This is a genomic window from Anaerotruncus sp. AF02-27, from assembly GCF_003465835.1.
GTDB lineage: Bacteria > Bacillota > Clostridia > Oscillospirales > Ruminococcaceae > Anaerotruncus > Anaerotruncus rubiinfantis.
Window position 1 is genome coordinate 1 of record NZ_QSBX01000065.1, and the last position, 1,406, is coordinate 1,406.

Annotated in this window: 1 protein-coding gene; it reads right to left on the minus strand. The window is 51.2% G+C overall.

What is annotated here, in order from left to right; all coding sequences use genetic code 11:
* Positions 1–59: 59 nt before the first annotated feature.
* Positions 60–1,406, minus strand: a 1,347-nt coding sequence (locus DWV16_RS18775; protein WP_147349503.1) for a recombinase family protein, incomplete at its 5' end; no start/stop codon positions are given.

The window sequence follows — 1,406 nt, forward strand, 5'->3', positions numbered from 1 at the left end:
AAAGTACAGTTTACAAGGGACTACACAGGGTAGGTATCTGACGGGAGGGGTTCCGCCCGTCAGATTTTCCATGTGATATTCAAACTATCGCTTGTGGCGGCTATGGTGGTAATCATCAAATCCACCACACGCCGCTTGTCATCAAAGGATACATCCTCCCAAGTGTCGAGGTAGCCGGAAATCTGGCTGACCTGTTCCGGGCTGATGGCTTCCACCGTCAACTCCGCTATCCTCGCCAGAAGTTCCTGCTTGCGTCCGTCCAGTTCCGCTATCTTCACATTCACATAGGAGAGCAGCACATTGTTTGCGCCCGTCAGACTGTCCACCAGTTTTTCAATCTCGCCGTCCACATGGGCAAGCTCCACTTGCAGGGCGGCGATTTTCGGGTTTGCCTTTGCCGCTTTTTTTCTGCCCGTCAGCGTTTTGTAGCTTGCCAGCTTCTTCACCATCTGCTGATAAACAACCGCTTCCAGCTCCGAAGTGATGATTTTCCCGCACCCGGCACAGCTTTTATTGTCCAGCCGCTTTGTGCAGCGGAGATATTGCTTTCCCACAGGATTGTTAATGCTCATAAGGGCATACCCGCAGTTTCCGCACTTGATTTTTCCCGCCAGCCATGTATGGGTGGCTTTCCGGGCAGACTGGATTTTCATGTTGTTCATCAGCTTCTTGCGGCAAGTCAGCCAGATGTCGGAGGGAACAATGCCCTCATGGGGAGCCAGCACCAGCATTTGGCCTTTCAAATCGTTCTTTTTGCTGGGCTTCACATCCCGACCTTGATACAGATAGCAGCCATTCATGCCTGTAAAATCGGCGGCGTCATTGACAATGACTGTCCCTTGACTTTTGAAAAATTCGTACACATCAAGGTCTGCCTGCACATAGACAGGATTGCGTAACATCTGCGCCAGCGTGGGGCGTATTAGTTCCTTGCCGTTGAATAAAATTCCCTGTTCGGCAAAGTACCGGGTAATGTCCCCGTAGGAGGTTGTGGGCTGGGCGTACATCTCGAACATCAGCCGGATATTTGCCGCTTCGTCTGGGTTTACCACCAGCTTCTTTGTGTTGATACCGTCCATCTTGATTGGCTCTGTATGGAAGCCATAAGGGGCTTTTCCACCCATCTTAAACCCTCGCTGGCTGCGGGAATAATAAGCGTCCGTCACCCGCTTCTGTATCGTTTCCCGTTCAAGCTGGGCGAACACGATACAGATATTCAGCATCGCCCGCCCCATCGGGGTGGAGGTATCAAACTTTTCCGTAGAGGACACAAACTCTACATTGTACTGTTGGAACAGCTCCATCATATTGGCAAAGTCCAGAATGGAACGGCTGATACGGTCGAGCTTGTAAACCACGACTTTTGCAATCAAGCCCCGCTTGATGTCCCGCACCAGTTCTTGAAA